This is a genomic window from Pseudomonas sp. FW305-7 (assembly GCF_058786735.1).
Genome location: NZ_JBYSZA010000017.1, coordinates 107,560 through 132,210 on the forward strand (window position 1 = coordinate 107,560; position 24,651 = coordinate 132,210).

Consider the following 24,651-nt stretch of genomic DNA (forward strand, 5'->3'; position numbering starts at 1 on the left):
AAAGCAGAGGCTGGAGTACAGCATCCGAGGCGCCGAGGCTCAATATCGGAGGTTTCTGAAAAAGATGTAGGAATTGACGGAGGCAGAACGGGCCAAGGGTATTCAGATAGAAATGGAGCGGCTGGCAGGCCACCATCGCTGGCAAGCCAGCTCCCACAATTTGGATTGGGTTCGTTCAGATAGAAATGGGGCGGCTGGCAGGCCGCCATCGCTGGCAAGCCAGCTCCCACAATTTGGATTGGGTTCGTTCAGATAGAAATGGAGCGGCTGGCAGGCCGCCATCGCTGGCAAGCCAGCTCCCACAATTTAGATCGGGTGCGTTCAGATAGAAATGGGGCGGCTGGCGGGCCGTCATCGCTGGCAAGCCAGCTCCCACAATTTGGATCGGGTGCGTTCAGATAGAAATGGGTCGGCTGTCAGGCCGCCTTCGCGAGCAGGCTTCCTCCCACAGAAGAGCAAGAGCAGATCGCTTCTGCTCTCACCACTCAACAGGATGAGCGTTAGCTCGGCTGCGGCTTTTGATCTTAGAGCCCGTCGGCAGGCTGAGTGGAGGGATTGATCCGGGGGGCAGGCGCGTAGCGCCGTTCGACGAAGTCGAACACATCGAGAGGAGGTGCAGCGAAGCAAACCGGAGGCGATGCGCCCGGATCAATCCCGGAGCGAAGGAACCCGAGCCACAGCGAGGGCCGAACGTCAGGGCAAAGCCTTTTGGGTTACCTTTTCGGCGTTTGGAAAAGGTGACTCGCTGTAAGAGCGAAACCGCCAGCGACAACACCCGCAGAAACGGATATTCACCCAAAACCCAAGAACCTGGTCGGCCCGAAGGCCGCCAAGCCCAAAAAAATCAAGCCTCCCGCCGAACCCTGAACCAAGCCGCATACAAAGCAGGCAAAAACAACAGCGTCAGCGCAGTCGCAACAATCAACCCCCCCATGATCGCCACCGCCATAGGCCCAAAAAACACACTCCGAGACAACGGAATCATCGCCAAAACCGCCGCCAGAGCCGTCAACACAATCGGCCGAAAACGCCGCACCGTAGCCTCGATAATCGCCTGCCAAGGCTTGAGCCCAGAAGCAATATCCTGCTCGATCTGATCCACCAGAATCACCGAATTACGCATGATCATCCCGGACAACGCGATCGTCCCCAACATCGCCACAAACCCGAACGGCTGCCGGAACACTATCAAAAACAACGTCACCCCGATCAACCCCAACGGCGCCGTCAAAAACACCATCGCCGTACGCGAAAAACTGCGCAACTGCACCATCAAAAGCGTCAGCACCACGACAATGAACATCGGCACCCCGGCATTCACCGACTTCTGCCCGCGCTCCGAATCCTCCACCGTGCCGCCGACATCCAGCAGATAACCATCCGGCAACTCAGCGCGAATCGAATCCAGCGTCGGCATGATCTGCTTGACCAGCGTCGCCGGTTGCTCCTTGCCATAAATGTCCGCCCGCACAGTCACGTTCGGCAGACGATTACGGTGCCAGATAATGCCTTCCTCAAAGCCGTATTCCAGCGTGGCAATCTGCGACAACGCCACACTGCGACCGTTATCCGTCGGCACCGCCAGACTCGGCAACAACGACAGTTCAGTACGCTCATGCACCGTGCCGCGCAGCAGAATCTCGATCAACTCATTGTCTTCGCGATACTGACTGACGCTGGACCCGGTCAACGAACTCTGCAGAAACTTCGCCAGATTCGCAGTGCTAACGCCAAGCGCCCGGGCGCGATCCTGATCAATGTTCAGGTACACAACCTTACTCGGCTCCTCCCAATCCAGATGCACGTTAACCACATGCGGATTCTCGCGAACCTTGGCCGCAACCTTGCGCGCCAAAGCACGGACTTCCTCGATGTGCTCGCCAGTGACACGGAACTGCACCGGATAGCCAACCGGCGGACCGTTTTCCAAGCGCGTGACCCGCGAGCGCAGCGCCGGGAATTGTTCGTTGAGGGTGTCGATCAGCCAGCTGCGCAACGCTTCACGCTCCTCGATGTTTTTCGCCAGCACCACAAATTGCGCAAAGCTCGCTGCGGGCAACTGCTGATCGAGCGGCAGATAAAAACGCGGCGAGCCCGTACCGACATACGCCACATAATTGTCGATACCGGCGTGCTCCTTGAGCATCGCTTCAAGGCGCTTGACCTCAGCCGTGGTGTTCGCCAGCGAAGCGCCTTCAGCCAGTTTCAGATCAACCATCAGTTCCAGCCGATTTGAAGCCGGGAAGAATTGCTGCGGCACGAAGCGGAACAACATCACCGAGGCAATAAACAGCCCGACTGTCAGCACGATGACGGTCTTGCGATGAGCCACGCACCACTCGACCAAACGACGAACCCGCTGATAGAACGGCGTGCCGTAAGGATCCGGCTGACCATCAGACGTGCCGTGTTTGGCCGCATGAATTTTCGCCAGATCCGGCAGGAGCTTTTCCCCCAGATACGGCACGAACATCACCGCCGCCACCCATGACGCGAGCAGCGCGATGGTCACTACCTGAAAGATCGACCGGGTGTATTCGCCGGTGCCCGACTGCGCCGTGGCAATTGGCAGAAAGCCTGCGGCGGTGATCAGCGTTCCGGTGAGCATCGGGAACGCCGTGCTGGTCCAGGCATAGCTCGCCGCGCGGATCCGGTCGAAGCCCTGCTCCATTTTGATCGCCATCATTTCCACGGCAATGATCGCGTCGTCCACCAGCAGCCCCAGCGCCAGCACCAACGCGCCAAGGGAAATCTTGTGCAGGCCGATGCCGAGGTAATACATGCAGGCGAAGGTCATCGCCAGCACCAGCGGAATCGTCAGCGCGACGACCATGCCGGTGCGCACGCCGAGGGAGAAAAAACTCACCAGCAACACAATCGCCAACGCTTCGACCAGCACCTGGACGAACTCGCCAACCCCGGTTTTCACCGCCGCTGGCTGGTCGGAGACCTTACGCAACTGCATGCCGGCCGGGAGGTTTTTCTGGATGCGCGAGAACTCGCCTTCCAGCGCTTTACCCAGCACCAGAATGTCGCCGCCGTCCTTCATCGCCACGGCCAGACCGATTGCGTCTTCGCCCATGAAACGCATGCGCGGCGCCGGTGGATCGTTGAAACCGCGACGCACGTCGGCGACATCGGAGATGCGGAACGTACGATCGCCGACCCGGATCGGAAAGTTTTTTATCTCATCGACTGTCTGAAAATTCCCCGAAACCCGTAGCTGCAATCGCTCGCTGCTGGTTTCGAAGAAGCCGGCAGTGGATACCGCGTTCTGCTCTTCCAGCGCCTGCTGCACCGCCGCCAGCGGCAAGCCGAGGGTGGCGAGTTTGACGTTGGACAGTTCGACCCAGATCTTTTCGTCCTGCAAACCGAGCAGATCGACCTTGCCGACATCCTTGACCCGTTGCAGCTGAATCTGGATGCGATCGGCGTAATCCTTGAGCACGGCGTAGTCGAAACCGTCGCCGGTCAACGCGTAGATATTGCCGAACGTGGTGCCGAATTCATCGTTGAAGAATGGTCCCTGAATGCCCGGCGGCAAGGTCTGGCGGATGTCGCCGACTTTCTTGCGCACCTGATACCAGAGGTCGGGGATTTCCTTGGAATGCATCGAATCGCGGGCAATAAAGGTGACCTGCGATTCACCGGGACGCGAGAACGAAACAATACGTTCGTACTCACCGGTTTCCATCAGCTTCTTTTCGATACGCTCGGTGACCTGGCGCGAAACTTCCTGCGCGGTCGCACCCGGCCAGCGGGTCTGGATGACCATGGCCTTGAAGGTGAACGGCGGGTCTTCACTCTGACCCAGTTTGGTGTAGGACAACGCACCGACGATCGCCAGCAAAAGCATCACGAACAGTACGATCTGGCGATTACGCAACGCCCATTCGGAAAGGTTGAAGCGCATCGGGACTTACTCCTTGTCCGCCAGATTGACCACACGGTTGGAGCGATCAACGGGACGCACCTGCTGCCCTTCGAGCAACACATGCACGCCAGCGGCGACCACCCAATCGCTGGCGTTCAAACCTTCGAGCACCGGCACGGTTTTCTCGCCGAAAGGGCCGACGCGCACGGGCGTTTTCTTCAGCGTGTTGTTGGCGTTGACCACCCAGACGTAGGTCGCGCCGTTTTCAGCGGTCAGCGCCGACAGTGGAACGGACAGCGGCACGACATCGGCAGATTGCACGAACACCCGGGCGCTCTGGCCGAGCTCGGCCGGGACTTTGCCGCTGGTGAAGGAAATGCGTGCGGCGAAGGTGCGAGAGCGCGGATCGGCGGCGGGAGACAGCTCGCGGATCTGCCCGGCAAAACGCTGGTTCTGCTGCGTCCACAACTCGACCGTCACCGGTTGCCCGACCTTGAAGCGGCCAAAACTCTGTTCCGGCAGGCTGATCAACACTTCACGTTCGCCGTCTGTGGCGAGGGTGAATACAGTTTGCCCGGCCGCGACGACCTGCCCGACTTCCACCGAACGCTGGGCCACCACGCCATCCTGTGGCGCACGCAAAACCGCGTAACTGGCCTGATTGGTCGACACGTTGAATTCGGCTTTGATTTGCTTGAGACGGGCTTCGCCGGAGCGGTAGAGATTCTCGGCGTTGTCGTACGCGGAGCGGCTGACCATCTGCCGATCCATCAAGGTCTTGTAGCGATCACGCTCGGCGCGCACCAGATTCAGATTGGCTTCGGCAGCTGCGACTTGGGCGCGGGTGGCTTCCAGTTGCAGGCGCACATCCTGCGGATCGAGTTCGGCGAGTGGCTGATCGGCCTTCACGCGCTGGCCTTCGTCAACCAGCCGTCGGCTGACTTTGCCACCGATGCGGAACGCCAGACTCGGCTCGTAACGGGCGCGGACTTCGCCCGGATAACTTTCCATCGCCTGCGCCGAAGGCTCTGGCTGCACCACCATGGCCGGTCGCACGGCCACTTGCGTCACCTCTTCCTGACCGCATGCCGATAATAAAAATGCCAGACCGGCTGGCAACGCAAAGGACAACGCATGGCGGAACATGGTGACGGACCTTTCGCTAATGGTGCTTGGAATAATTATACTGGCCGGCATGTTATTAATAGCAAACTCACCAGTCCAGTATTAAAAGCGAAGAATGTCGAACAATCTTTCAGCTCCAAACGGCCCGGGCCGCCCCAAGGATCTGGCCAAGCGCCAGGCGATCCTCGACGCGGCGAAAATTCTTTTTCTGAGTCACGGCTATGCCAACACCAGCATGGACGCGGTCGCTGCCGAGGCCGGCGTGTCGAAGCTGACGGTCTACAGCCATTTCAACGACAAGGAGACGCTGTTTTCTGCTGCCGTGATGGCCAAATGCGAGGAGCAACTGCCACCGCTGTTCTTCGAATTGCCGGAAGGCATTGCCGTGGAAAATGTGTTGCTGAACATTGCGCGAGGCTTTCACCAACTGATCAACAGCGATGAGTCGGTGAATCTGCATCGTTTGATCATGGCGCTCGGCAGTCAGGATCCGAATCTGTCGTTGATCTTCTTTGAAGCGGGCCCGCAGCGCATGGTGCAGGGCATGGAGCGGCTGTTAACGCGCATCCACGAGACGGGCGCACTGAGCATCGACCTGCCACGTAATGCGGCCGAACATTTCTTCTGCCTGATCAAGGGCGCGGGAAATTTTCGTCTGTTGTATGGCTGCGGCGAGCCGCTGAGCGAAGAGGCTTCAGAGAGCCATGTGCAGGAAGTGGTGGGGTTGTTTATGCGGGCTTATAGACCCTAGTTTCTGCGGTGTCTGTACTGACGCCATCGCTGGCAAGCCAGCTCCCACAGGGATCAGAGTGTGATCACCAATTGTGTGCACACCACCAAAACCTGTGGGAGCTGGCTTGCCAGCGATTGGCGCGACTCGGTCTCAAGGCTTGAGCGCTTTCTTCGGGTAGATATCGTAGCGGCTCGATTTACCATCCAGCGCATGACTCGGCTTCGGCCCTTCAATGCACGGCGCCTTGCGCGGGCGTTTGACCACTACCCGGTGTGTGGCCAGCGCCAATGCGGCTTCCAACAGCGCCGGTGCATCCGGATCATCCCCGACCAGCGGCCGGAACAGGCGCATCTCCTTCTTCACCAGTGCGGTTTTTTCACGATGGGGGAACATCGGGTCGAGGTAGATCACCTGCGGCGGCTCGCCTTCCCAGTTGCGCATGACCTCGATGGAGTTGCCCTTGAGCAATTTCATCCGCGCCACGATCGGCGCCACATCGAAATCTTCCGCGCCACGCGCCAGACCATCCTCCAGCAACGCACCGATCAGCGGTTGGCGCTCGATCAGGCTCATCTCGCAACCAAGACTGGCCAGCACGAACGCATCCTTGCCCAATCCCGCCGTGGCATCCAGCACCCGCGGGCGCACGCCTTGGGCGATACCGACAGCCTTGGCGATCATCTGCCCGCTACCGCCGCCATACAACCGCCGATGCGCCGCGCCGCCCTCGACAAAGTCCACGCGCACCGGCCCCGGTGCATCCGGGCCGAGTTGCTGGAGCTGCAAACCCTGCTCACCGACCTGCAAGGCGAACTCGCCGTCGGCCACTTGCAACGGCAGACCCAGGCGTTCGGCCCACTGCTCGGCTTGCGCTTCAAACGTCGGGCCGAGGGCTTCGACATGGATGCGGCAGGCCGCGGGTTGCTCAATCATGGAAAACACGCTCAAAAAAGTTAAGGATCGGCAAAAACCGCCGATAACCCAATCAACGCGCATTTTGCCAGAGCTGAGCGTCAACCGAAAAAAATGTCAGGCATTCTTCCCACATCGATTGGCTACATTTCGCCCCATGGCGATTTCAGCCGTCAAAACACTCAAGCACTGAGCGGCGTCAGTCACCTGTGGCAGGATTTCTTTGCCCAGGCGCTGGCCGAACAGACGAGTGAAGTGGTGCCTGCCTGCGGCAAGTTTCCACCGGTTGACCTTAACAGCACTGAAGAGCCGACCGTGGGCAGCGAGTTGCACGCGCACATCATCGAGCAGCGCGAATGCAATGTCGTCGAAACCGAAGTGCGTCCGCCAGAGCCGTTGTTCCTGCCGATCGCCGAGTTCGAAACGGAGCTGCTGGACAAGCCGTTCCCACCGTTCCCGTCAGAAGAGCTCAAGGCTCAACAGTCGCAGCAGGATTTCGACAGCAGCTGGGTTCGCCCGATCGTGATCAATAACGGCCAACCGATTCCGGAACCGGGTGCTGCGCCGCAAAAGCGTCCGCTGTACCTGCCGATTGCCGAATTCGACCTCGATCTGCTGCAGAAGCCGTACCCACCATTCCCGCCGGAAGAAATCGTCGAGCAGCAGAAAGCCCTGGACTTCGATAACGGCTGGGCGCGCCCGATCGTTTTGCAAAACCTGCGCATCGCCGCCTGACCTTCAGCGACACACGCTCCAGCGCCCGACATCGACATGAAAGTGATTGCGATGGGCAGCGTTGTATTCCGGACTCAACACCACACTGAACGCTTCGCAGGCGCCGTCGCGCACCTTGCGGAGAAACTGCGCGTCCTGATTCTGCTTGGGCCAGTCCTTGAGCACGCTGATGGTTCGGCCATCCGCCAGCCGAAAGCCAGCGATATCCAACGCATCGGCACTGGCATGACGACTCAGTGCGCCGCTTTCGCGGTTGTAGATATTGCGGCAGGCGAAGCTGCCGAGGTGATCGAGGCGCACGACTTTCTCGCCGTAAACGGACTGTGCGGCGGGTTGCAGGGTATGACGTTCGAATAGGGCGTAGGCGACTGCCAGCGGGCAACTGGCGAGGAAGCTGCTGCTGAGCGCCACTTCGCCGCCCTGCACGCGCAAGGCGCCGATCAGCGGACACTTGGCATCCGGGCTGTCGGACTGCGGCGTCACGCGCAACGCCGAGCTGCGCAGTGCCTGGGCGCAGAGTTCGGGGTCGCTGCGTAAACGCATCAGCTTGTAACCGGTCAGCCAGTTGGGCGTGGCTTTCACATCCAGCGGCGCCCACGGATTCCACTGCGGCGGCACTTCCAGCCAGCCGCGCCAGACACTGACCACGGCTGCGCCAACAATCAGCAACACAAACAGTGCAATCCACCGCGCCATGCTCAGCCTTTGAAAAACTGGTTGGCCTTGGCGTACGGCATCGACTGCGAAGTGAAGCCGAAAGTGCCGGACTGTTGAATTTCTTCGGCGGCGCGGAAGAACTCACCGAACGCCGCGAGCGCCAGCGCCGAACCGGTGCTGATCCGCCGCACACCGATTTCTTCAAGTTGCTGCACGGTCAGTTTCAGCCCGCCGGACATCAACACGTTGACCGGTTTTGGCGCTACCGCGCGCACCACGGCGAGAACTTCTTCAGCAGTGCGTAAACCTGGCGCATACAGCACGTCGGCGCCGGCCTCGGCGAAAGCCTGCAAGCGACGGATAGTGTCGTTGATGTCAGGATTGCCGTGCAGATAGTTCTCCGCGCGGGCGGTCAGCAGGAAGGGGAATGGCAGCGTGCGCACAGCGGCAACGGCCGCTTCGATGCGCGCCACGGCGTGTTCGAAGCAATAGATCGGCGCGTCTGCACGTCCCGTGGCGTCCTCGATCGAACCACCCACCGCCCCCGCCTCGGCCGCTCGCAGCAAACTCTTCGCGCACTCGGCCGGGTCATCGGCGAAACCGTTTTCCAGATCCACCGCCACCGGCAAATCGGTCGCCGCGACAATCGCGCGGACGTTGGCCAAGGTGTCATCGAGACTCAAGGCTCCATCGGCCTTGCCCTGGGAAAACGCATAACCGGCGCTGGTGGTCGCCAATGCCTGATACCCCAGACTGGCGAGCATCTTCGCCGAGCCGGCATCCCACGGATTGGGAATGACGAAAATCCCCGGGCGCTCATGCAGGGCTTTGAAGGCTTGGGCTTTACGGACTTGTTCTTGAAGGGCAGAGGCATCCATCGGCAGGCTCCCGGGCAGAAAAACGAGTTCGCCTCAGAGCAGGCCAAGTTGCTCCGCGGCGGGTTCTCTGTATAGCTCAGGCAGAGATGGCAGGCCAGGCAAACGTTGCATCAGTTGTGCGTGAAATCGTTGCGCCAGCTTCGCCGCCAACAGGTTGTCGGCGGTGTGCAGGAAGATGTAGGGCGTGCGGCCCTCTTCGATCCACTCGGCGATTTTCGCCACCCACGGCACCAGGAACGGATCGTTGGCTTCAAGTTCGGGATGGCCGATGAAGCGCACTTGCGGGAACTGCGTGAACGCCGCCGGACGCGTCGGCACCCGCGGCTTTTTCGATTGTGCGTGGATCACCGAAGACTCGGTCGACAGGCAACTGAACAACGCACGCGGATCGAGGCAGATACGCTCGACGCCACGGTCCAGCAACAGGCGATTGAGCAGGCGCTCGCTCTCACCCTTGGCGAAGAACTGCTCGTGTCGCACTTCCACTGCCAGCGGGCAGTCCAGCGCATCGATGAACGCCGCCAGCTCCGGCAGCCGATGCGGCGTGAAGCTTTTTGACAGTTGCAGCCACAGCGGCGCTACACGCTCGCCGAGGGGTTTGAGCAATTGCACAAAGGTGTCGGCGGCGGTCAGTTGATCGCGCAAGTCGCCACTGTGGCTGATGTCACCGGGAAACTTGGCGGTAAAGCGAAAATGCGCAGGCATGATTTCGGCCCAACGCTGCACGGTGGCCGGCGAAGGACTGGCGTAGAAAGTCGTATTGCCTTCAACGGCGTTGAACACCTGGCAGTAGAGGCCCAAAAAGTCGGAGGTTTTGGCGTCTTCCGGGTACAGATACTCGCGCCAGGCGTTTTCGCTCCAGGACGGACAACCGAGGTAGTAAGGCAGATCCATCAGATGTACAGATCGAGGCCCAGCACGTCCGCATCCCAATCGACAAATCCGGCGGTGCTCAGGTAGCTGGCGAGGGCCATGGCTACGCTCTTTTTCATCGCGCGGTGATAAATCATGTCTTGCTGACGGGCAGGCAGATTGGACAGGCGTTGGGCAGAGGCTTTGGCAGCGCGGGCGGCCAGTTGCTCTTCAGTCGGGAATTCCACCTCGCCATCGATATCGTCGACGGATTCATCCAGCGCCGGATTGCCTTTGCGAGGCTTGCGCTTGATCGGGTAGGACTGAGAGGAGAGGCCGTCTATACGCATAAATTCATGCTCGGTATCGATGATGGCAATTTAGCGGCACTTGACCGACTTAGCAAACCGCCGAGTGATAACTAGAACACATAAAGCGCAAAAGGTTTAAAGCGCGGGGTTTGAAACTGACGATTGGCAGGATTTGGAAAAGGCATTCATTCAGGGAAAAGCTTGTGGAGGCTTTTTGTGGAGAGGGGATTTATCCCCGACCGGCTGCGCAGCAGTCGTAAATGCTGATAATGCAGTTTCACTGGAGGAATGCAGAGGGAGCGCTGCGCACTCCATCGGGGATGAATCCCCTCGCCACAAGTGAACAGCAAGGATCCGGGTGAATCAGCGGGCTTTGGGGGTGGCGACTTTGTCGCGCAGGTAAACCGGCTGCGCATCATCCGCGGGAATCGACTCGCCGCGCTCCCAGGCAAAACGCGCCAGGGTCAGCAAGTCTTCAGCGTGGGGCAGCATGCCGGCATCGGAGCCGGTCAGGTTGACGGCGATGCGTTCACCGTAGCCCCAACCAGTGCCCGCACCAAACCAGTCGCCGCTGGCATCGGTCGGCAGCGCGGCAACTTCCGGCGGCAACACCGCTTCGGCGCCGACCAGACGCATTTCGCCAGCCGTCTCGCGGTAGCAACCCCAATACACCTCATCCATGCGCGCATCGATGGCGGCCGCGACCTGACTCACGCCATGCTCACGAAATGCCCGCTGCGCCAGCACCGCAAGATTGGACACCGGCAACACCGGACGATCCAGCGCGAACGCCAGACCCTGCACCACACCAATGGCGATCCGCACACCCGTGAACGCGCCCGGGCCGCGACCGAAAGCAATCGCATCCACCGCTTGCAGCGTAGTGCCGGCGTCGGCCAGCAGTTGCTGGATCATCGGCAACAACTTCTGCGCATGCAGGCGCGGGATCACCTCGTAATGGCTCGTGACCTTGCCGTCATGCAGCAAAGCAACGGAGCAAGCTTCAGTCGCGGTGTCCAGGGCCAGCAAGGTACTCATCGATGTATCCAGAACAGGGTGGGGAAAAAAGTGCGTCAGTATAAACAACTACGGCCCGCAAGCGGGCCGTGGATGATGCAGCCGATCAGCTTTTTCAGCTCAGCGCTTCAAGCACCTTGGCGGTGATCGCTTCGACCGAACCGACGCCAGGAATGTGGCTGTACTTCGGCTTGCCGTTGGCAGCCGACAGCTTCTGGTAGAAATCCACCAGCGGCTTGGTCTGCGAGTGGTAGACCGACAGGCGATGACGCACGGTTTCTTCCGTGTCGTCCTTGCGCTGTACCAGCTCATCGCCGGTGATGTCGTCTTTGCCAGCGATTTTCGGCGGGTTGTAGACGATGTGGTAAACGCGGCCGCTGGCCTCGTGCACACGACGACCGGCGATACGCTGAACGATTTCTTCGTCTTCAACGGCGATTTCGACCACGGCGTCCAGCTCGACACCGGCAGTGACCAGTGCTTCAGCCTGCGGAATGGTGCGCGGGAAACCGTCGAACAGGAAACCGTTGGCGCAGTCTGGCTGGGCGATACGATCCTGGACCAGTGCGATGATCAGGTCATCCGACACCAGGCCGCCGGCATCCATGATGCTCTTGGCTTGAACGCCCAGCGGAGTGCCGGCCTTGACCGCTGCACGCAGCATGTCACCGGTGGAGATTTGCGGAATGCCGAATTTTTCGGTGATGAACTTAGCCTGAGTACCTTTACCGGCCCCGGGAGCTCCCAGCAGAATGACGCGCATTAGATGTGCTCCTCAATTTTTTTATAAAAAGCTTTTACAAAACAAAGGACTCGCCACTTGGGACGAATCCTGAAAAATACGGGTCGTGGCCGCACAAACGGCCAAAGGCTGATCAAGATACACAGCAGGCTGCGCCCACACAAGACGCCAAAAGTCGGAGAAACCGACGCCCGCCGAGCCCCCGCGACAAGGTGACCCAAGTCGCAACCCCATCATTAACTGTCGCCTTGCGGCACATTCCCCCTCAACGCGAAGCGGCACCCGAGGTTGACTGCGGGTGCCGCGCGCCACAGCAAAAACCTTAGCCGGTATTTCGCAAACCGGCGGCAATCCCCGCCACAGACACCAGCAGCGCCTGTTCCACGGGGCTGCCCTGCTCGACATTCTGCTGCCGCGAACGAGCCAGCAACTCGGCCTGCAATAGATGAAGCGGGTCGAGGTAGGTGTTGCGCAGACGGATGAATTCCAAGGTATCGGGGCTATGTGCCAGCAGTTGCGACTGACCGGTCAGGCCAAGCACCACCGTGCACGCCTGCGACAATAGGTCGCGTAAGTGCGCGCCCAACGGCAGCAACGCCGGCTCGACCAGACGTTGGTCATAAGACAGCGCAATATCGGCGTCTGCCTTGGCCAGCACCATTTCCAGCATGTCGATGCGCGTGCGGAAAAACGGCCACTGTTCGCGCATCTGCCCGAGCAGTTCGCCCTCCCCGCGCGCCAGTGCCTTGCTCAACGCGGTTTCCCAGCCGAGCCAGGCGGGCAACATCAGGCGCGTTTGCGTCCAGCCGAAAATCCACGGAATCGCCCGCAGGCTCTCGATGCCGCCGGCACGCCGCTTGGCGGGACGACTGCCGAGCGGTAAACGACCCAGCTCCTGCTCCGGCGTGGACTGGCGGAAATACTCGACGAACTGCGGATTTTCCCGCACCACCTGACGATAAGCGCTGACGCCGTCGGCGGCCAATTCGTCCATCAGATGACGCCACTCGGGCGTAGGCGGCGGTGGTGGCAGCAACGTCGCTTCAAGCACCGCCGCGAGGTAAAGATTGAGGTTTTGCTCGGCAATGTCCGGCAGGCCGAATTTGAATCGAATCATTTCCCCTTGCTCGGTGGTGCGGAACCGTCCTGCCACCGAACCCGGTGGCTGCGACAGGATCGCCGCGTGGGCCGGACCACCGCCACGCCCCACAGTGCCACCGCGACCGTGGAACAACAGCAGCTCGACTTGCTGCTCGCGGCAGATTTCCACCAGCCGTTCCTGCGCGCGGTATTGCGCCCATGCCGCTGCGGTCGTGCCGGCGTCCTTGGCCGAGTCGGAATAACCGATCATCACTTCCTGCGGGCCTTGCAGCCGCGCGCGGTAACCCGGCAACAGCAACAGCCGCTCGATCACCGGGCCGGCGTTATCGAGGTCGGCGAGAGTTTCGAACAGCGGCACCACGCGCATCGGCCGCAGTACACCGGCCTCTTTGAGCAGCAGCTGCACGGCCAGCACATCGGAAGCCGCGCCGGCCATGGAGATCACGTAGGAACCCAGCGAGGCACCCGGTGCGGCGGCGATTTCCTTGCAGGTGTTGAGCACTTCCGCCGTGTCGGCGGAGGGTTTGAAATGCGCTGGCAGCAATGGGCGACGATTGGCCAACTCTCGACTCAGGAAGGCAATGCGGGCGTCTTCGTCCCAGTCTTCGTAACGACCGAGGCCCAGATAATCGGTGATTTCCGTCATCGCCGCGCTGTGCCGCGATGAGTCCTGGCGCACATCGAGACGCACAAGGAACAAGCCGAACGTCACCGCCCGGCGCAGACAATCGAGCAGCGGCCCGTCGGCGATCACGCCCATGCCGCATTCGTGCAGCGAGTTGAAGCACAGTTCGAGAGGATCGAGCAGATCGCGATTGTTGTGCAATACATCGGCAGGCGCCGGCGTTGTCGCCGTCAATGAAGCATGCGCCCAATTGCGCGTGGCACGCAGGCGTTCACGCAATTGCTTGAGGACTGCGCGATACGGCTCGGCACTGTCGCCAGCCTTGGCTTTCAGCGCATCGCTGGCCTGTTGCATCGACAGTTCGGCGGCGAGGTGATCGACATCGCGAAGGTACAAATCGGCGGCCATCCAGCGCGCCAGCAACAGCACTTCGCGAGTCACCGCGGCGGTGACATTGGGATTGCCGTCACGGTCGCCGCCCATCCACGAGGCAAAGCGAATCGGTGCGGCCTCCAATGGCAAACGCAGGCCGGTCGCGGCATGCAGCGCTTGGTCGGCCTTGCGCATGTGGTTGGGAATCGCCTGCCACAGCGAATGCTCGATCACCGCAAAACCCCACTTGGCTTCGTCTACCGGGGTCGGTCGCGTGCGGCGGATTTCTTCGGTGTGCCATGCTTCGGCGATCAGCCGTTGCAAGGTGTTCTGGATCTGCTCGCGTTCGGCCGTGGTCAGGTCGCGATGATCCTGTGCGGCAAGTTGCGCGGCGATCGCGTCGTACTTCTGGATCAGCGTGCGGCGCGCCACTTCGGTCGGGTGCGCGGTCAGCACCAGCTCGATTTCCAGTCGCGCCAGTTGCCGGGCCAACGACTCGGCGCTGTGGCCTTCGTTGCGCAAGCGCGCAAGCAATTCCGGCAGGACACGGGATTCGAACGGCGCCGGCTGCGACTCTTCGCGACGATGGATCAATTGATACTGCTCGGCGATGTTCGCCAGATTCAAAAACTGGTTAAACGCCCGCGCCACCGGGAGCAATTCGTCTTCGCTCAATTGATTGAGGCTGGCGCTCAGTTCGGCGTCCATCGAGCCGCGGCGATCGGCCTTGGCGCCCTTGCGAATCTGCTCGATCTTGTCGAGAAAGTCCTCGCCGTACTGGTCTCGAATGGTGTTGCCCAGCAGCTCTCCGAGCAGGTGAACATCTTCGCGCAAGCGTGCATCAATATCGGTCATCAGCAGTTCTCCAGCGGTAATCCGGGCGGCCTAGAAACGAGTGCATGGCCTAGAGAGTGCCGCTCTGCGCCGCTTCTTACAAGCCGGCCGACGAAGGGACTTTAAACCTTGTCACCGAAAGCTAGTCTCAACAGTAAGCCGCACAACGGCTTGCCGCCGGCCCCGGCCGGACACTCACCAAGGCCTGCCACCCGCAGGCGCGACATGAGGTTTTTATGAAAATTCGTGAACTCGCCCAGCATTGGGAAGAAAACGCCAAGGGTCGCCTGACCGACACTGGCTACACGATTCATCTGGATGTCGAAGCGGCTGCGCGCCTGGCGGCGATTGCCGAGATGTACCCCAAACGCCACCCCGAAGAGCTGCTCGGCGAACTGATTGGCGCCGCGCTCGAAGAGTTCGAAGCGAGCCTGCCGTATGTGAAGGGGTCGACCGTGGTGGCGACGGATGAGGAAGGTGATCCGCTGTATGAAGACGTCGGGCCGACGCCGCGGTTTCTGGCGTTGTCGCGCCGACATTTACATGACCTCTCGGCCGCAGACGGCAAACAGAAACACTGATCCGAAATTGCGTTAAACCTGTGGGAGCGGGCTTGCCCGCGATAGCGCCACTTCAGTCAAAGATGCGTTGAATCCGGTGGCCCCATCGCTGGCAAGCCAGCTCCCACAGGGGCTTTATTTTTCCTGTAGCACTACGTCGTATTCCCCCGCGCGTACCACTCCAAACCGTCAAAGTTCCCGCTTTAGAGCCTTGTCCATTCGGTCAAAGTTTTTTTTGGCGATAGGCCATCTTTTCTGAACTTTTGAAAATCGCCTCCGGTCGGAAGCTGTAACCACTCCTGGAACGAGCGTTTCAAAAACGCGCTTTCACACGACGCTTTCGGCTCCTCGACCAGGATGGATTTAGATGTTTTCAGGAGATGCCTAATGGAGTTGAAGACCATGAAAAACCAAACCTCGTTTACCCACCTGCGCGGTCTGAAACTGGCGGCCCTGGCAATCGGCACCAGCTTCGTACTGGCCGGTTGCGCCGGTAACCCACCAACCGAGCAGTACGCTGTGACCCAATCGGCGGTCAACAGCGCGGTCAGCGCCGGTGGTACCGAGTTCGCCGCAGTCGAGATGAAGCAAGCGCAGGACAAATTGAAACAAGCCGAAATCGCCATGCACGACAAGAAGTATGACGAGGCCCGTCGCCTGTCCGAACAGGCCGAGTGGGACGCTCGTGTAGCCGAACGCAAGGCTCAAGCCGCCAAGGCCGAACTGGCTGTGAAGGATTCCCAGAAAGGTGTTCAGGAACTGCGTCAGGAAAGTCAGCGCCCAGTGCAGTAAGCGCGCATCCCGACCGCAAAGCTGAAACTTTTATTGATAGAAAGGACGACAAATTATGCGTAAGCAACTGATGATCCCCGCTCTCCTGGCTGCAAGCGTTGCCCTGGCTGCCTGCTCCACCCCGCCTAACCCGAATCTGGAACAGGCACGCACCAACTACGCCGGCCTGCAAGCCAACCCGCAAGCGAGCAAAGTAGCCGCTCTGGAAACCAAAGACGCCAGCGATTATCTGGACAAGGCCGACAAGGCTTATCTGGACAAGCAAGACGCCGCCAAGGTTGACCAACTGGCCTACCTGACGAACCAGCGTGTGGAAGTGGCCAAGCAGACCATCGCTCTGCGCACCGCTGAAAACAACCTGAAAAACGCCGCTGCCCAACGTGCCCAGGCCCGTCTGGACGCTCGTGATCAGCAGATCAAACAGCTGCAGGACAGCCTCAACGCCAAGCAGACCGATCGCGGTACGCTGGTGACTTTCGGTGACGTGCTGTTCGCCACCGACCGTGCCGACCTGAAATCCAGCGGTCTGGTGAACATCAACAAACTGGCGCAATTCCTCCAGGAAAACCCTGATCGCAAAGTGATCGTCGAGGGTTACACCGACAGCACCGGTACCGCCAGCCACAACCAGTCGCTGTCCGAGCGTCGCGCCAACTCCGTGCGCACTGCGCTGGTGAAAATGGGTGTTGATCCAGCGCGTATCGTCACTCAAGGCTACGGCAAGGAATATCCGGTTGCCGAGAATGGCAGCGCTTCGGGCCGTGCGATGAATCGTCGTGTGGAAGTGACCATTTCCAACGACAACCAGCCTGTGATGCCACGTTCGGCTGTCAGCTCGAACTAAGCATTACTTGGTAATGTAAAAGCCCCGCCTGAGTGATCAGGCGGGGCTTTTTTGTGGGAGCTGAAATCGCGGCCCCTCACCCCAGCCCTCTCCCGAGGGAGAGGGAGCCGAATGGGGGATGCTCAAGAAGTACATCGACCTGAAAGTGCTTTGCCGAATTCATAATCGACACAATCTTTCAGGTCGGTGTATAGCGAAAGACAACTCGGTCAGTCCCCTCTCCCGAGGGAGAGGGAGCTGAATGGGGGATGCTCAAGAAATACATCGACCTGAAAGTGCTTGGCCGAATCCATAATCCACACAACCTTTCAGGTCGGTGTATAGCGAAAGACAACTCGGTCAGTCCCCTCTCCCGAGGGAGAGGGAGCCGATTGGGGGATGCTCAATAGCTGCGTCGACCTGGGAGTGTTTTGCCGAATCCATAGTCGACACTCTCTTTCAGGTCGGCGTAACTCGAAAGACAGCTCGGTCAGTCCCCTCTCCCTCTGGGAGAGGGTTAGGGTGAGGGCTGAACCTGCAGAATCACTTCTCCAGCTTCTGCGGCGTCTCCTGCCCGATGCAACGCACGGCTTTTTTCTGCGCATTGATCAGTACACCGGTCAAACCCTTTTGCTCGGTATCGAACAACACCAGCACGCCATCGATGCACTGCGCCACTTGCGGTGCCGGGTCGAGCGAAACCTTGTAGTCCTCACCCGGCACCGTCTTGAGCATGGTGAATTCGTTGAGCAGCAACGCATCCTCAGGCTTGGCGAAATGCAGGTAACCGTAGTACCACAGCGCCCCGACGGTGCCGAGGATGCTGCAGATACCGGTGATGATCAGTGGGATGGCGTTACGTTCTTCAGTCATTGCGGACTCTCGTCTTCAGCATTCGGGGGTGTCGGGTAATTGGGGATTTCGCCGAGGCGGCGCAAGCCGTTGAAGTGCTCGGGATCGTCGAGGTAACGCAGCATCACCTGGCGCCAGATCGGGTCGCCGAAAGTCTGCACATGACCGCCACGGGTCAATTGCAGCACACGCGGCGGCGGCGCAGCTTGATACAAGCGGATGCCATTGGAAAGCGGCACCAGTGGATCATCGATGCTGTGGAAGATCAGTTTGGGCACGCCATTGAGCTGCGGCATCGAGTTGATCGCACTGTCGCCATCCGGCACCAGCCACGACAGCGGTACCTGAAACGGCCAGGTCAGCCACGAGGTGCTAAGGGCATATTGGCCGACGCTGCGGTAACTGGCGGGCACGCCGTCAAGAACCAAGGCTTTGAGTTGTTTCTGCCGCTCAGGATGCTGCACCAGCCAATGCACGGCCATCGCGCCGCCAAGGCTTTGGCCGAGCAGGATCAACGGCTTGCCTTTGACCTCCGGGGCCTTGTCGAGCCAGGCGAACGCGGCGTCGATATCCTGATAAATCGCCGGCAGGCTAGGCTCACCCTCGGACAAGCCATAACCGCGATAGTCCACCAGCAGCACTTGATAGCCGTTTTTCGGCAACCACCAACTGCCACCCAAGTGCATCGGCAAATTGCCGCCGTTGCCGTGCAGGTGCAGGACCGTGCCTTTGACTTCCACACCCGGTTTGGCCGGTAGCCACCAGGCGTTGAGCTTCAAACCGTCCGCCGTTGTCAGGGTAACGGTGCGGTATTCGAGTTTGGCTTTTTCCGGGGTGAAGATCTGACCGGGCTCGGGGTAGAACAACAGCGAACTGCAACCGCCGAGGGTCAGGAGCAGGCAAAGAATGCCGAGGATTCTCATCCGGTGAAACCTCGCGAAGGAAATTGGCAAACAAACGATTCAGAGAAAAACAAATAACCCTGTGGGAGCTGGCTTGCCAGCGATGGCGGTGGGTCAGCCAACATCAATTTTGACTGACAGAATGCAATCGCTGGCAAGTCGAATCGTCGAACCGCAGCTCCCACAGGGGATTGTGTTTGGGTTAAAGGATATTGGAGTAATCCGCTTCGATCCGGTCCAGGCTCAAATGGTTGAGGAAGTTGGAGAAACACATCCACGCCGACAACGCGTTCAGGTCGCGGAACTGGTCCGGCAGATACTTCGGCGGCACGACAAGCCCCTCATCGACCAACTGACGCAGGGTACGCATGTCTTCCAGCGTGGTCTTGCCGCAGAACAACAGCGGAATCTGCTCAAGCTTGCCCTTACGCACGGCCAACTGAATGTAGTTGTAAACCATGATAAAGCCCTTGAGGTAGGACAAGTCTTTGGTGAATGGCAGACCGGTCGGCGTCGATCCACGGAAAACCCGACTGGCGTTGCCGTAGCTTTCCGCCATTTCGAAGCCCTGTTCACGGAAGAACTCGAACACCTGCAAGAAGTCCGCGCCCTCCTCGACCATGTGGATGGCGCGGGTACGGTTGGTCAGTTTGCGCAAGCGGCTCGGGTAGGAGGCGAAGGTGATGATTTCCATCAGAATCGCCAAGCCTTCCTGAGTCACCGTCGACGAGGGCGGGCCCTTGGACAGGAAGGTGCAGATCGGCTGGTTCAGACCGTTGAGTGTGGTGCCGACGTGGACCAGGCCTTCGTGGACCTCCAGCGCGCGCACATCGCGGTCGTTGAACAGCGCATCGGTGCGGATCTTGATGTAGTCGGCGCCCGCCGCCGCGTCGGCAACGATGCCGTCGGACTCGAACACGCGGATGGTTTCCTCGGCCTCGCCGAACACCTTGTTCAGGCGGGTTTGCAACAGATGCACGGCATCTTTGGCGGTGAGGATTTTCGGCTCGTCCTTCAGATCGCCACGGCCATCGATGTTGTTCAGATAGTCGGACATCATCAGGCCGAGGTCGGCCAGGGTCGGATCACCGGCGTGAAACGCATCGGACGCGGCGCCGTACAGCTCTTGCGAGATCAGGCCGAAATCCTCGGTGCCGCGCGCTTCGAGCATGCGCACCACCATGCGGTATTCCTTGCACATGCGCCGCATGATCTGGCCGACCGGGTTGAACTGGCCGAGTTGGCGGGTGATGTCGCGCTCGATGTTCTGGAATTCCAGTTTGACCTTGCTTGAATCGAACGACAGCGGCCGATTGAGGTAGTAGTCGCGATCCACCGCCGGCATTTCCTTGCCCTTGCCCTTGAGAAAGCCCTTGCGGATGTTCTCGTCCCACTTGACGGCATCGAGGACGCGGATCGGCGTCTGCGCCAGCACGATGCGATCAGACAATATGCGTATCGACTGCTGGTAATCGTCCACCCGAAACTCCTGTAGAAAACCTGACCTGTGAATTATTTGGCGCGAGCCTGGCGCTGATAGCGCGCCGCTTCAACAAAAACATCGGAATTAGCCGGATCATCGAGGTAAGCGAAGACCTTGTCGAGGCTGCTGTCGACCTCCACGCCGTCGCCATCGTCGGTCTGGAAGGACCGACCGTCGAGGGCTTTTTGCTGGATCGCTTGATTGATCTGTTCGAGATCGAGGTTGTACACCACCAGTTCGTGCTTGTCGGTGAGTTCGAACCCGGCGATGGTGTAATGGCCACCGTAGCGGGCCGGCACTTTCGCTGACAGATACCAACGGCTGCCATGGCGCGACACGGTGAACGGATAGGCTTCGCGTTCGCGGGGTTTGGCCTTGAAGTACGTGACGGCCTGATAGCGGTCGTTACCGACGCGGGTCAGTTCAAGGTTCATCGGCTCGCCCCAGGCATTGATGCTCGACCACTTGCCGAGCAGGCCCTTGGGCGCCGGATCACTGGCGGGCAGCGGCTCCCTGAAAGTCACCAGACAGCCACTGAGCAGCAGGAACGACAAGGCGATCAGCACGCCACGCCAGGCTTTCATTCAAAACTCCCTATGAACGTACCACCCTGAACATCACTACAGTCCCCTGTGGGAGCGAGCCTGCTCGCGAATACGGTCTGACATTCAACATCTGTGTTGCCTGACACACCGCTTTCGCGAGCAGGCTCGCTCCCACAGGGTGATGCAGCAGCCAATCAGACTGACGCGAGTACGAGGTGCATATACCGCGTCAGAATGCCGAGCATGTCTTGTTCGTCCAAAGGCTCGGCATCGTTGAGCAGGCCCTGATATTCCATCCGCCCGATAATCGCCGTCAACACCTTGGCATCCTGCTGCGGTTCACGCGAGCCCAATACCTGAAACAACTGGCAGGTGCCCTGCAACAGAATCTGCTGATGGGAACGCACCAGAATCGCCAGACGCGGGTTAAGCAGCGCTTCCTGACGGAAGGCCTGTTCGGCCATCAGATGCTCGCGACGATTGACCAGTTGCCGATGCACGTAATCGGCCATCAACCGCGCAATATCATCCGCCAGTTGTGAGCGCGACTCGGGGCTGCCGTCACCGCTGACGACCATTTCACGCAACAGACCTTCGTTGTTGATCCACAGCTTGGCCATGTAAGCCGCACTGCGTTCGACGTATTGAGCGAAGGTATCGGTGAGCAGGTCATCGATGTCCTTGAAGTAGTACGTGGTCGCCGACAGCGGCACACCGGCCTCGGCGGCCACGGCGCGGTGACGCACGGCGCGCACACCATCACGCACGACGATGCGCATCGCCGCATCGAGAATATCCTGGCGACGCTGTTCGCTGCCCTGTCGGCTGGCCTTGCGGCCCTGGTACTGAACACTTTCAGCGACCGCAGTGGCGATACCCGCTGCACCTTCTTGAGCGATTGCAACCATCACGACAGGACTTCCTCTGCTATTTCAAAAGTAACCAATTGATACATTTGTACCAGACAGGCAATAAAAAGCCGCCTGTTTTAGGCGGCTTTTTAACTGAAACGTTTACGCTTGCGGTCGCATGTGCGGGAACAGGATCACATCGCGGATCGACGGCGAGTTGGTCAGCAACATCACCAGACGGTCGATGCCGATACCTTCACCGGCCGTTGGCGGCATGCCGTACTCCAGCGCGCGCACGAAGTCGGCGTCGTAGTGCATGGCTTCGTCGTCGCCGGCGTCCTTGTCCGCCACCTGCGCCATGAAGCGCTCGGCCTGGTCTTCCGCGTCGTTCAACTCGGAATAGGCGTTGGCGATCTCACGGCCACCGATGAACAGCTCGAAACGGTCGGTGACGTTCGGGTTGTCGTCGTTGCGACGGGCCAGCGGCGACACTTCGAACGGGTACTGAGTGATGAAGTGCGGCTGCTCGAGTTTGTGCTCGACCAGCTCTTCGAAAATCATCACCTGCAGCTTGCCCAGACCTTCGAAGCCCAGCACCTTGGCGCCGGCCTTCTTGGCGATGGCGCGCGCCTTGTCGATGTCGTTCAGGTCATCGGCGGTCAGCTCAGGGTTGTACTTGAGGATCGAGTCGAACACCGACAGGCGCACGAACGGCTCGCCGAAGTGGAACACCTTGTCGCCGTACGGCACGTCGGTGCTGCCCAGAACCAGCTGCGCCAGTTCGCGGAACAGTTCTTCGGTCAGGTCCATGTTGTCTTCGTAGTCGGCGTAAGCCTGGTAGAACTCCAACATGGTGAATTCAGGGTTGTGACGAGTCGAAACGCCTTCGTTACGGAAGTTGCGGTTGATCTCGAACACTTTCTCGAAACCGCCAACCACCAGACGCTTGAGGTACAGCTCTGGGGCGATACGCAGGAACATTTCCATGTCCAGCGCGTTGTGGTGGGTTTCGAACGGCTTGGCTGCGGCGCCGCCCGGGATGGTCTGCAGCATCGGCGTTTCGACTTCGAGGAAGTCGCGCTTCATCAGGAAGCTGCGGATGTGCGCGATCACTTGCGAACGCACGCGGAACGTCTGGCGCACTTCTTCGTTGACGATCAGGTCAACGTAACGCTGACGATAGCGCTGTTCGGTGTCGGTCAGGCCGTGGTGCTTGTCCGGCAGTGGGCGCAGCGACTTGGTCAGCAGGCGCACTTCGGTCATTTCAACGTACAGGTCGCCTTTGCCGGAACGGGCCAGGGTGCCGACAGCAGCAATGATGTCGCCCATGTCCCAGGTTTTCACCGCGGCCAGGGTTTCTTCGGACAGGGTTTTACGGTTGACGTAGACCTGGATGCGGCCGGTCATGTCCTGAATCACCATGAACGAGCCACGGTTGAGCATGATGCGACCGGCAACCTTGACCGGGATTGCAGCCTCTGCCAGCTCTTCCTTGGTCTTGTCCGCGTACTTCTTCTGCAGTTCTTCGCAGTAGTTTTCGCGGCGGAAGTCGTTCGGGAAGGCATTGCCCTTGGCGCGCTCGGCAGCAAGCTTTTCCTTGCGCAGGGCGATCAGGGAGTTTTCTTCCTGTTGCAGGGCTTGCGGATCGAGTTGTTGGTCGCTCATGTCTTTAAATTTTCCATCACAGGTTCGTTGCCCCCAGCCTGCGGCTGGGGATCGCGGGCAGGCCCACTCCTACAGGGATCGTGTTGAATCAGCGATCCTGCAGCTTATTTCTTACAGCCCCGATTTCAGGCTGGCTTCCAGGTACTCATCGATGTCGCCATCGAGCACCTTGTCGCAGTCGCTGCGTTCGATGTTGGTGCGCAGGTCCTTGATGCGCGAGGCATCAAGCACGTACGAGCGGATCTGGTGACCCCAGCCGATGTCGGACTTGGTGTCTTCCAGCGCCTGGGACGCCGCGTTGCGTTTCTGCATCTCCTGCTCGTACAACTTGGCCCGCAGCATTTTCATGGCGGTGTCCTTGTTGGCGTGCTGGGAACGTTCGTTCTGGCAGCTGACCACGGTGTTGGTCGGTACGTGGGTGATACGTACGGCCGAGTCGGTGGTGTTTACGTGCTGACCACCGGCACCGGAGGAACGATAGGTATCGATCCGCAGGTCTGCCGGGTTGATTTCGATTTCCACTTTGTCGTCGATCTCTGGCGAGACGAAAACCGCGGAGAACGAGGTGTGGCGACGGTTGCCGGAGTCGAACGGACTCTTGCGCACCAGACGGTGCACGCCGATCTCGGTGCGCAACCAGCCAAAGGCGTATTCGCCCTTGATGTGCACGGTCGCACCTTTGATACCAGCGACTTCACCGGCCGACAGTTCCATGATGGTCGCGTCGAAACCGCGTTTGTCAGCCCAGCGCAGGTACATGCGCAGCAGGATGTTGGCCCAGTCCTGGGCCTCGGTGCCGCCCGAGCCGGCCTGGATGTCAAGGTAGGCGTTGTTCGGGTCCATCTCGTGGCTGAACATGCGACGGAATTCAAGCTTGGCGAGGTTTTCCTCGAGACGGGCCAGTTCGGCGACGACATCGCCCACTGCGCCTTCGTCGTTTTCTTCGACGGCCATGTCCAGCAAGTCGCGGCAATCGGCCAGACCGGCGTTCAGTTCGTCGAGGGTGTCGACGATCTGCGCCAGCGCCGAGCGCTCACGGCCCAGTTCCTGGGCGTATTCAGGTTTGTTCCAGACACTCGGATCTTCAAGCTCGCGATTGACTTCAGTCAGACGCTCATGCTTTTGATCGTAGTCAAAGATACCCCCGAATAGTTTCGGAGCGCTCGGACAGGTCCTTGATGGTGTTCAGGATCGGATTGATTTCCATGACGGGCAGCACTCGTTGGCGAACTTTTGAAAGCCGGCGAGTATAACGTAATCAGGCTGGGACGGCAGCCCGTCTGGCGGACTGAATACGCCTTGATTGCGCGTTTACAGGCGCAAACACAAGGCACTTTCTCCAGAAAAATCCCACACGGCAAAGGACTAGTCCTACAACAGAAACAGAATTGCCCGGCATTCAACGCACTT

22 protein-coding genes are annotated in these 24,651 nt (G+C 59.7%); 5 read left to right on the plus strand and 17 right to left on the minus strand.

From position 1 onward, the window contains the following. Window positions 1-844: 844 nt before the first annotated feature. Entirely contained in the window at window positions 845-3,913 is a 3,069-nt protein-coding gene (locus AC3WMT_RS19985) for an efflux RND transporter permease subunit (protein WP_103303053.1), read from the minus strand. A 6-nt stretch (window positions 3,914-3,919) separates the two neighbouring features. Beyond that, window positions 3,920-5,020, minus strand: a complete 1,101-nt coding sequence (locus tag AC3WMT_RS19990) for an efflux RND transporter periplasmic adaptor subunit (protein WP_103303054.1) — start codon at window positions 5,018-5,020, stop codon at window positions 3,920-3,922. A 94-nt stretch (window positions 5,021-5,114) separates the two neighbouring features. Between AC3WMT_RS19990 and AC3WMT_RS19995 the strand changes: the two genes are divergently transcribed. Beyond that, the gene (locus AC3WMT_RS19995) at window positions 5,115-5,750 is read left to right on the plus strand and encodes a TetR/AcrR family transcriptional regulator (RefSeq protein ID WP_103303055.1); all 636 of its coding nucleotides are present in this window, start codon (window positions 5,115-5,117) and stop codon (window positions 5,748-5,750) included. A gap of 132 nt (window positions 5,751-5,882) precedes the next feature. Here AC3WMT_RS19995 and AC3WMT_RS20000 read toward each other — a convergent pair whose 3' ends face one another. Further along, the gene (locus AC3WMT_RS20000; protein WP_103303056.1) at window positions 5,883-6,665 is read right to left on the minus strand and encodes a class I SAM-dependent methyltransferase; all 783 of its coding nucleotides are present in this window, start codon (window positions 6,663-6,665) and stop codon (window positions 5,883-5,885) included. A gap of 93 nt (window positions 6,666-6,758) precedes the next feature. On the opposite strand from AC3WMT_RS20000, the gene AC3WMT_RS20005 reads away from it, so the two are divergent. After that, window positions 6,759-7,379: an energy transducer TonB gene (locus AC3WMT_RS20005; RefSeq protein ID WP_103303057.1), complete on the plus strand. Its 621-nt coding sequence runs from the start codon at window positions 6,759-6,761 to the stop codon at window positions 7,377-7,379. Window positions 7,380-7,382: 3 nt separating this feature from the next. Here the strand turns inward: AC3WMT_RS20005 and AC3WMT_RS20010 are convergent, their stop codons facing one another. The 7 genes from AC3WMT_RS20010 to ppc all read right to left on the minus strand — a co-directional run bounded on the left by AC3WMT_RS20010 (window position 7,383) and on the right by ppc (window position 14,789). After that, window positions 7,383-8,075, minus strand: a complete 693-nt coding sequence (locus AC3WMT_RS20010; RefSeq protein WP_103303058.1) for an extensin-like domain-containing protein — start codon at window positions 8,073-8,075, stop codon at window positions 7,383-7,385. A 2-nt stretch (window positions 8,076-8,077) separates the two neighbouring features. Then, window positions 8,078-8,914: an isocitrate lyase/PEP mutase family protein gene (locus tag AC3WMT_RS20015; RefSeq protein ID WP_103303059.1), complete on the minus strand. Its 837-nt coding sequence runs from the start codon at window positions 8,912-8,914 to the stop codon at window positions 8,078-8,080. A gap of 33 nt (window positions 8,915-8,947) precedes the next feature. Further along, the gene (locus AC3WMT_RS20020; RefSeq protein ID WP_103303060.1) at window positions 8,948-9,808 is read right to left on the minus strand and encodes a DUF72 domain-containing protein; all 861 of its coding nucleotides are present in this window, start codon (window positions 9,806-9,808) and stop codon (window positions 8,948-8,950) included. Beyond that, entirely contained in the window at window positions 9,808-10,116 is a 309-nt protein-coding gene (locus AC3WMT_RS20025) for a hypothetical protein (RefSeq protein ID WP_103303061.1), read from the minus strand. The genes AC3WMT_RS20020 and AC3WMT_RS20025 overlap by 1 nt, the downstream gene beginning before the upstream one ends. A 324-nt stretch (window positions 10,117-10,440) precedes the next feature. Continuing rightward, on the minus strand, window positions 10,441-11,115 hold the full coding sequence (gene tsaB, locus AC3WMT_RS20030) for a tRNA (adenosine(37)-N6)-threonylcarbamoyltransferase complex dimerization subunit type 1 TsaB (protein WP_103303062.1): 675 nt from the start codon (window positions 11,113-11,115) through the stop codon (window positions 10,441-10,443). Window positions 11,116-11,209: 94 nt separating this feature from the next. Further along, window positions 11,210-11,857, minus strand: a complete 648-nt coding sequence (gene adk / locus AC3WMT_RS20035; protein ID WP_103303063.1) for an adenylate kinase — start codon at window positions 11,855-11,857, stop codon at window positions 11,210-11,212. Window positions 11,858-12,158: 301 nt separating this feature from the next. Further along, a complete protein-coding gene (gene ppc, locus AC3WMT_RS20040) occupies window positions 12,159-14,789 on the minus strand; it encodes a phosphoenolpyruvate carboxylase (protein ID WP_103303064.1) in 2,631 nt (876 codons plus the stop codon). 215 nt (window positions 14,790-15,004) lie between these two features. On the opposite strand from ppc, the gene AC3WMT_RS20045 reads away from it, so the two are divergent. The 3 genes from AC3WMT_RS20045 (at window position 15,005) to lptF (ending at window position 16,964) form a co-directional block, all read left to right on the plus strand. Then, window positions 15,005-15,349 carry a pilin assembly protein gene (locus tag AC3WMT_RS20045; RefSeq protein WP_103303065.1) on the plus strand — a complete coding sequence of 115 codons (345 nt, stop codon included), beginning with the start codon at window positions 15,005-15,007 and terminating at the stop codon, window positions 15,347-15,349. A 366-nt stretch (window positions 15,350-15,715) separates the two neighbouring features. Then, entirely contained in the window at window positions 15,716-16,120 is a 405-nt protein-coding gene (locus tag AC3WMT_RS20050) for a DUF4398 domain-containing protein (protein WP_103303066.1), read from the plus strand. 55 nt (window positions 16,121-16,175) lie between these two features. Then, entirely contained in the window at window positions 16,176-16,964 is a 789-nt protein-coding gene (gene lptF, locus AC3WMT_RS20055) for a lipotoxin F family OmpA-related lipoprotein LptF (protein WP_016983302.1), read from the plus strand. 522 nt (window positions 16,965-17,486) lie between these two features. Here the strand turns inward: lptF and AC3WMT_RS20060 are convergent. The 7 genes from AC3WMT_RS20060 to prfB form a co-directional block, all read right to left on the minus strand. Continuing rightward, a complete protein-coding gene (locus AC3WMT_RS20060; protein ID WP_103303067.1) occupies window positions 17,487-17,816 on the minus strand; it encodes a PA3694 family proteiin in 330 nt (109 codons plus the stop codon). Continuing rightward, complete coding sequence (locus AC3WMT_RS20065; RefSeq protein ID WP_103303068.1) at window positions 17,813-18,718, minus strand: alpha/beta hydrolase; 906 nt, start codon at window positions 18,716-18,718, stop codon at window positions 17,813-17,815. The genes AC3WMT_RS20060 and AC3WMT_RS20065 overlap by 4 nt, the downstream gene beginning before the upstream one ends. A gap of 181 nt (window positions 18,719-18,899) precedes the next feature. Then, window positions 18,900-20,177, minus strand: coding sequence for a flavohemoglobin expression-modulating QEGLA motif protein (locus tag AC3WMT_RS20070; RefSeq protein ID WP_103303069.1), 1,278 nt, complete (start codon window positions 20,175-20,177; stop codon window positions 18,900-18,902). 32 nt (window positions 20,178-20,209) lie between these two features. Further along, complete coding sequence (locus AC3WMT_RS20075; protein ID WP_103303070.1) at window positions 20,210-20,764, minus strand: hypothetical protein; 555 nt, start codon at window positions 20,762-20,764, stop codon at window positions 20,210-20,212. A 155-nt stretch (window positions 20,765-20,919) separates the two neighbouring features. After that, entirely contained in the window at window positions 20,920-21,633 is a 714-nt protein-coding gene (locus AC3WMT_RS20080; RefSeq protein WP_103303071.1) for a TetR/AcrR family transcriptional regulator, read from the minus strand. Between the two features lie 105 nt (window positions 21,634-21,738). Continuing rightward, a complete protein-coding gene (gene lysS / locus AC3WMT_RS20085) occupies window positions 21,739-23,241 on the minus strand; it encodes a lysine--tRNA ligase (protein WP_103303072.1) in 1,503 nt (500 codons plus the stop codon). 111 nt (window positions 23,242-23,352) lie between these two features. Beyond that, window positions 23,353-24,448, minus strand: a protein-coding gene (gene prfB, locus AC3WMT_RS20090) for a peptide chain release factor 2 (protein ID WP_098967418.1) whose coding sequence is annotated in 2 segments (ribosomal slippage) — window positions 23,353-24,375 and window positions 24,377-24,448 — 1,095 coding nt in all. Because the reading frame shifts where the segments join, the coding sequence is not laid out codon by codon here. Between the last annotated feature and the right edge of the window lie 203 nt (window positions 24,449-24,651).

Excerpts from the sequence above, each read along its gene's own strand:
- AC3WMT_RS19985 (WP_103303053.1), bottom strand. The coding sequence starts at position 3,913 with ATGCGCTTCAACCTTTCCGAATGGGCGTTGCGTAATCGCCAGATCGTA.
- AC3WMT_RS19990 (WP_103303054.1), bottom strand. The coding sequence starts at position 5,020 with ATGTTCCGCCATGCGTTGTCCTTTGCGTTGCCAGCCGGTCTGGCATTT.
- AC3WMT_RS19995 (WP_103303055.1), top strand. The coding sequence starts at position 5,115 with ATGTCGAACAATCTTTCAGCTCCAAACGGCCCGGGCCGCCCCAAGGAT.
- AC3WMT_RS20000 (WP_103303056.1), bottom strand. The coding sequence starts at position 6,665 with ATGATTGAGCAACCCGCGGCCTGCCGCATCCATGTCGAAGCCCTCGGC.
- AC3WMT_RS20005 (WP_103303057.1), top strand. The coding sequence starts at position 6,759 with ATGTCAGGCATTCTTCCCACATCGATTGGCTACATTTCGCCCCATGGC.
- AC3WMT_RS20010 (WP_103303058.1), bottom strand. The coding sequence starts at position 8,075 with ATGGCGCGGTGGATTGCACTGTTTGTGTTGCTGATTGTTGGCGCAGCC.
- AC3WMT_RS20015 (WP_103303059.1), bottom strand. The coding sequence starts at position 8,914 with ATGGATGCCTCTGCCCTTCAAGAACAAGTCCGTAAAGCCCAAGCCTTC.
- AC3WMT_RS20020 (WP_103303060.1), bottom strand. The coding sequence starts at position 9,808 with ATGGATCTGCCTTACTACCTCGGTTGTCCGTCCTGGAGCGAAAACGCC.
- AC3WMT_RS20025 (WP_103303061.1), bottom strand. The coding sequence starts at position 10,116 with ATGCGTATAGACGGCCTCTCCTCTCAGTCCTACCCGATCAAGCGCAAG.
- tsaB (WP_103303062.1), bottom strand. The coding sequence starts at position 11,115 with ATGAGTACCTTGCTGGCCCTGGACACCGCGACTGAAGCTTGCTCCGTT.
- adk (WP_103303063.1), bottom strand. The coding sequence starts at position 11,857 with ATGCGCGTCATTCTGCTGGGAGCTCCCGGGGCCGGTAAAGGTACTCAG.
- ppc (WP_103303064.1), bottom strand. The coding sequence starts at position 14,789 with ATGACCGATATTGATGCACGCTTGCGCGAAGATGTTCACCTGCTCGGA.
- AC3WMT_RS20045 (WP_103303065.1), top strand. The coding sequence starts at position 15,005 with ATGAAAATTCGTGAACTCGCCCAGCATTGGGAAGAAAACGCCAAGGGT.
- AC3WMT_RS20050 (WP_103303066.1), top strand. The coding sequence starts at position 15,716 with ATGGAGTTGAAGACCATGAAAAACCAAACCTCGTTTACCCACCTGCGC.
- lptF (WP_016983302.1), top strand. The coding sequence starts at position 16,176 with ATGCGTAAGCAACTGATGATCCCCGCTCTCCTGGCTGCAAGCGTTGCC.
- AC3WMT_RS20060 (WP_103303067.1), bottom strand. The coding sequence starts at position 17,816 with ATGACTGAAGAACGTAACGCCATCCCACTGATCATCACCGGTATCTGC.
- AC3WMT_RS20065 (WP_103303068.1), bottom strand. The coding sequence starts at position 18,718 with ATGAGAATCCTCGGCATTCTTTGCCTGCTCCTGACCCTCGGCGGTTGC.
- AC3WMT_RS20075 (WP_103303070.1), bottom strand. The coding sequence starts at position 20,764 with ATGAAAGCCTGGCGTGGCGTGCTGATCGCCTTGTCGTTCCTGCTGCTC.
- AC3WMT_RS20080 (WP_103303071.1), bottom strand. The coding sequence starts at position 21,633 with ATGGTTGCAATCGCTCAAGAAGGTGCAGCGGGTATCGCCACTGCGGTC.
- lysS (WP_103303072.1), bottom strand. The coding sequence starts at position 23,241 with ATGAGCGACCAACAACTCGATCCGCAAGCCCTGCAACAGGAAGAAAAC.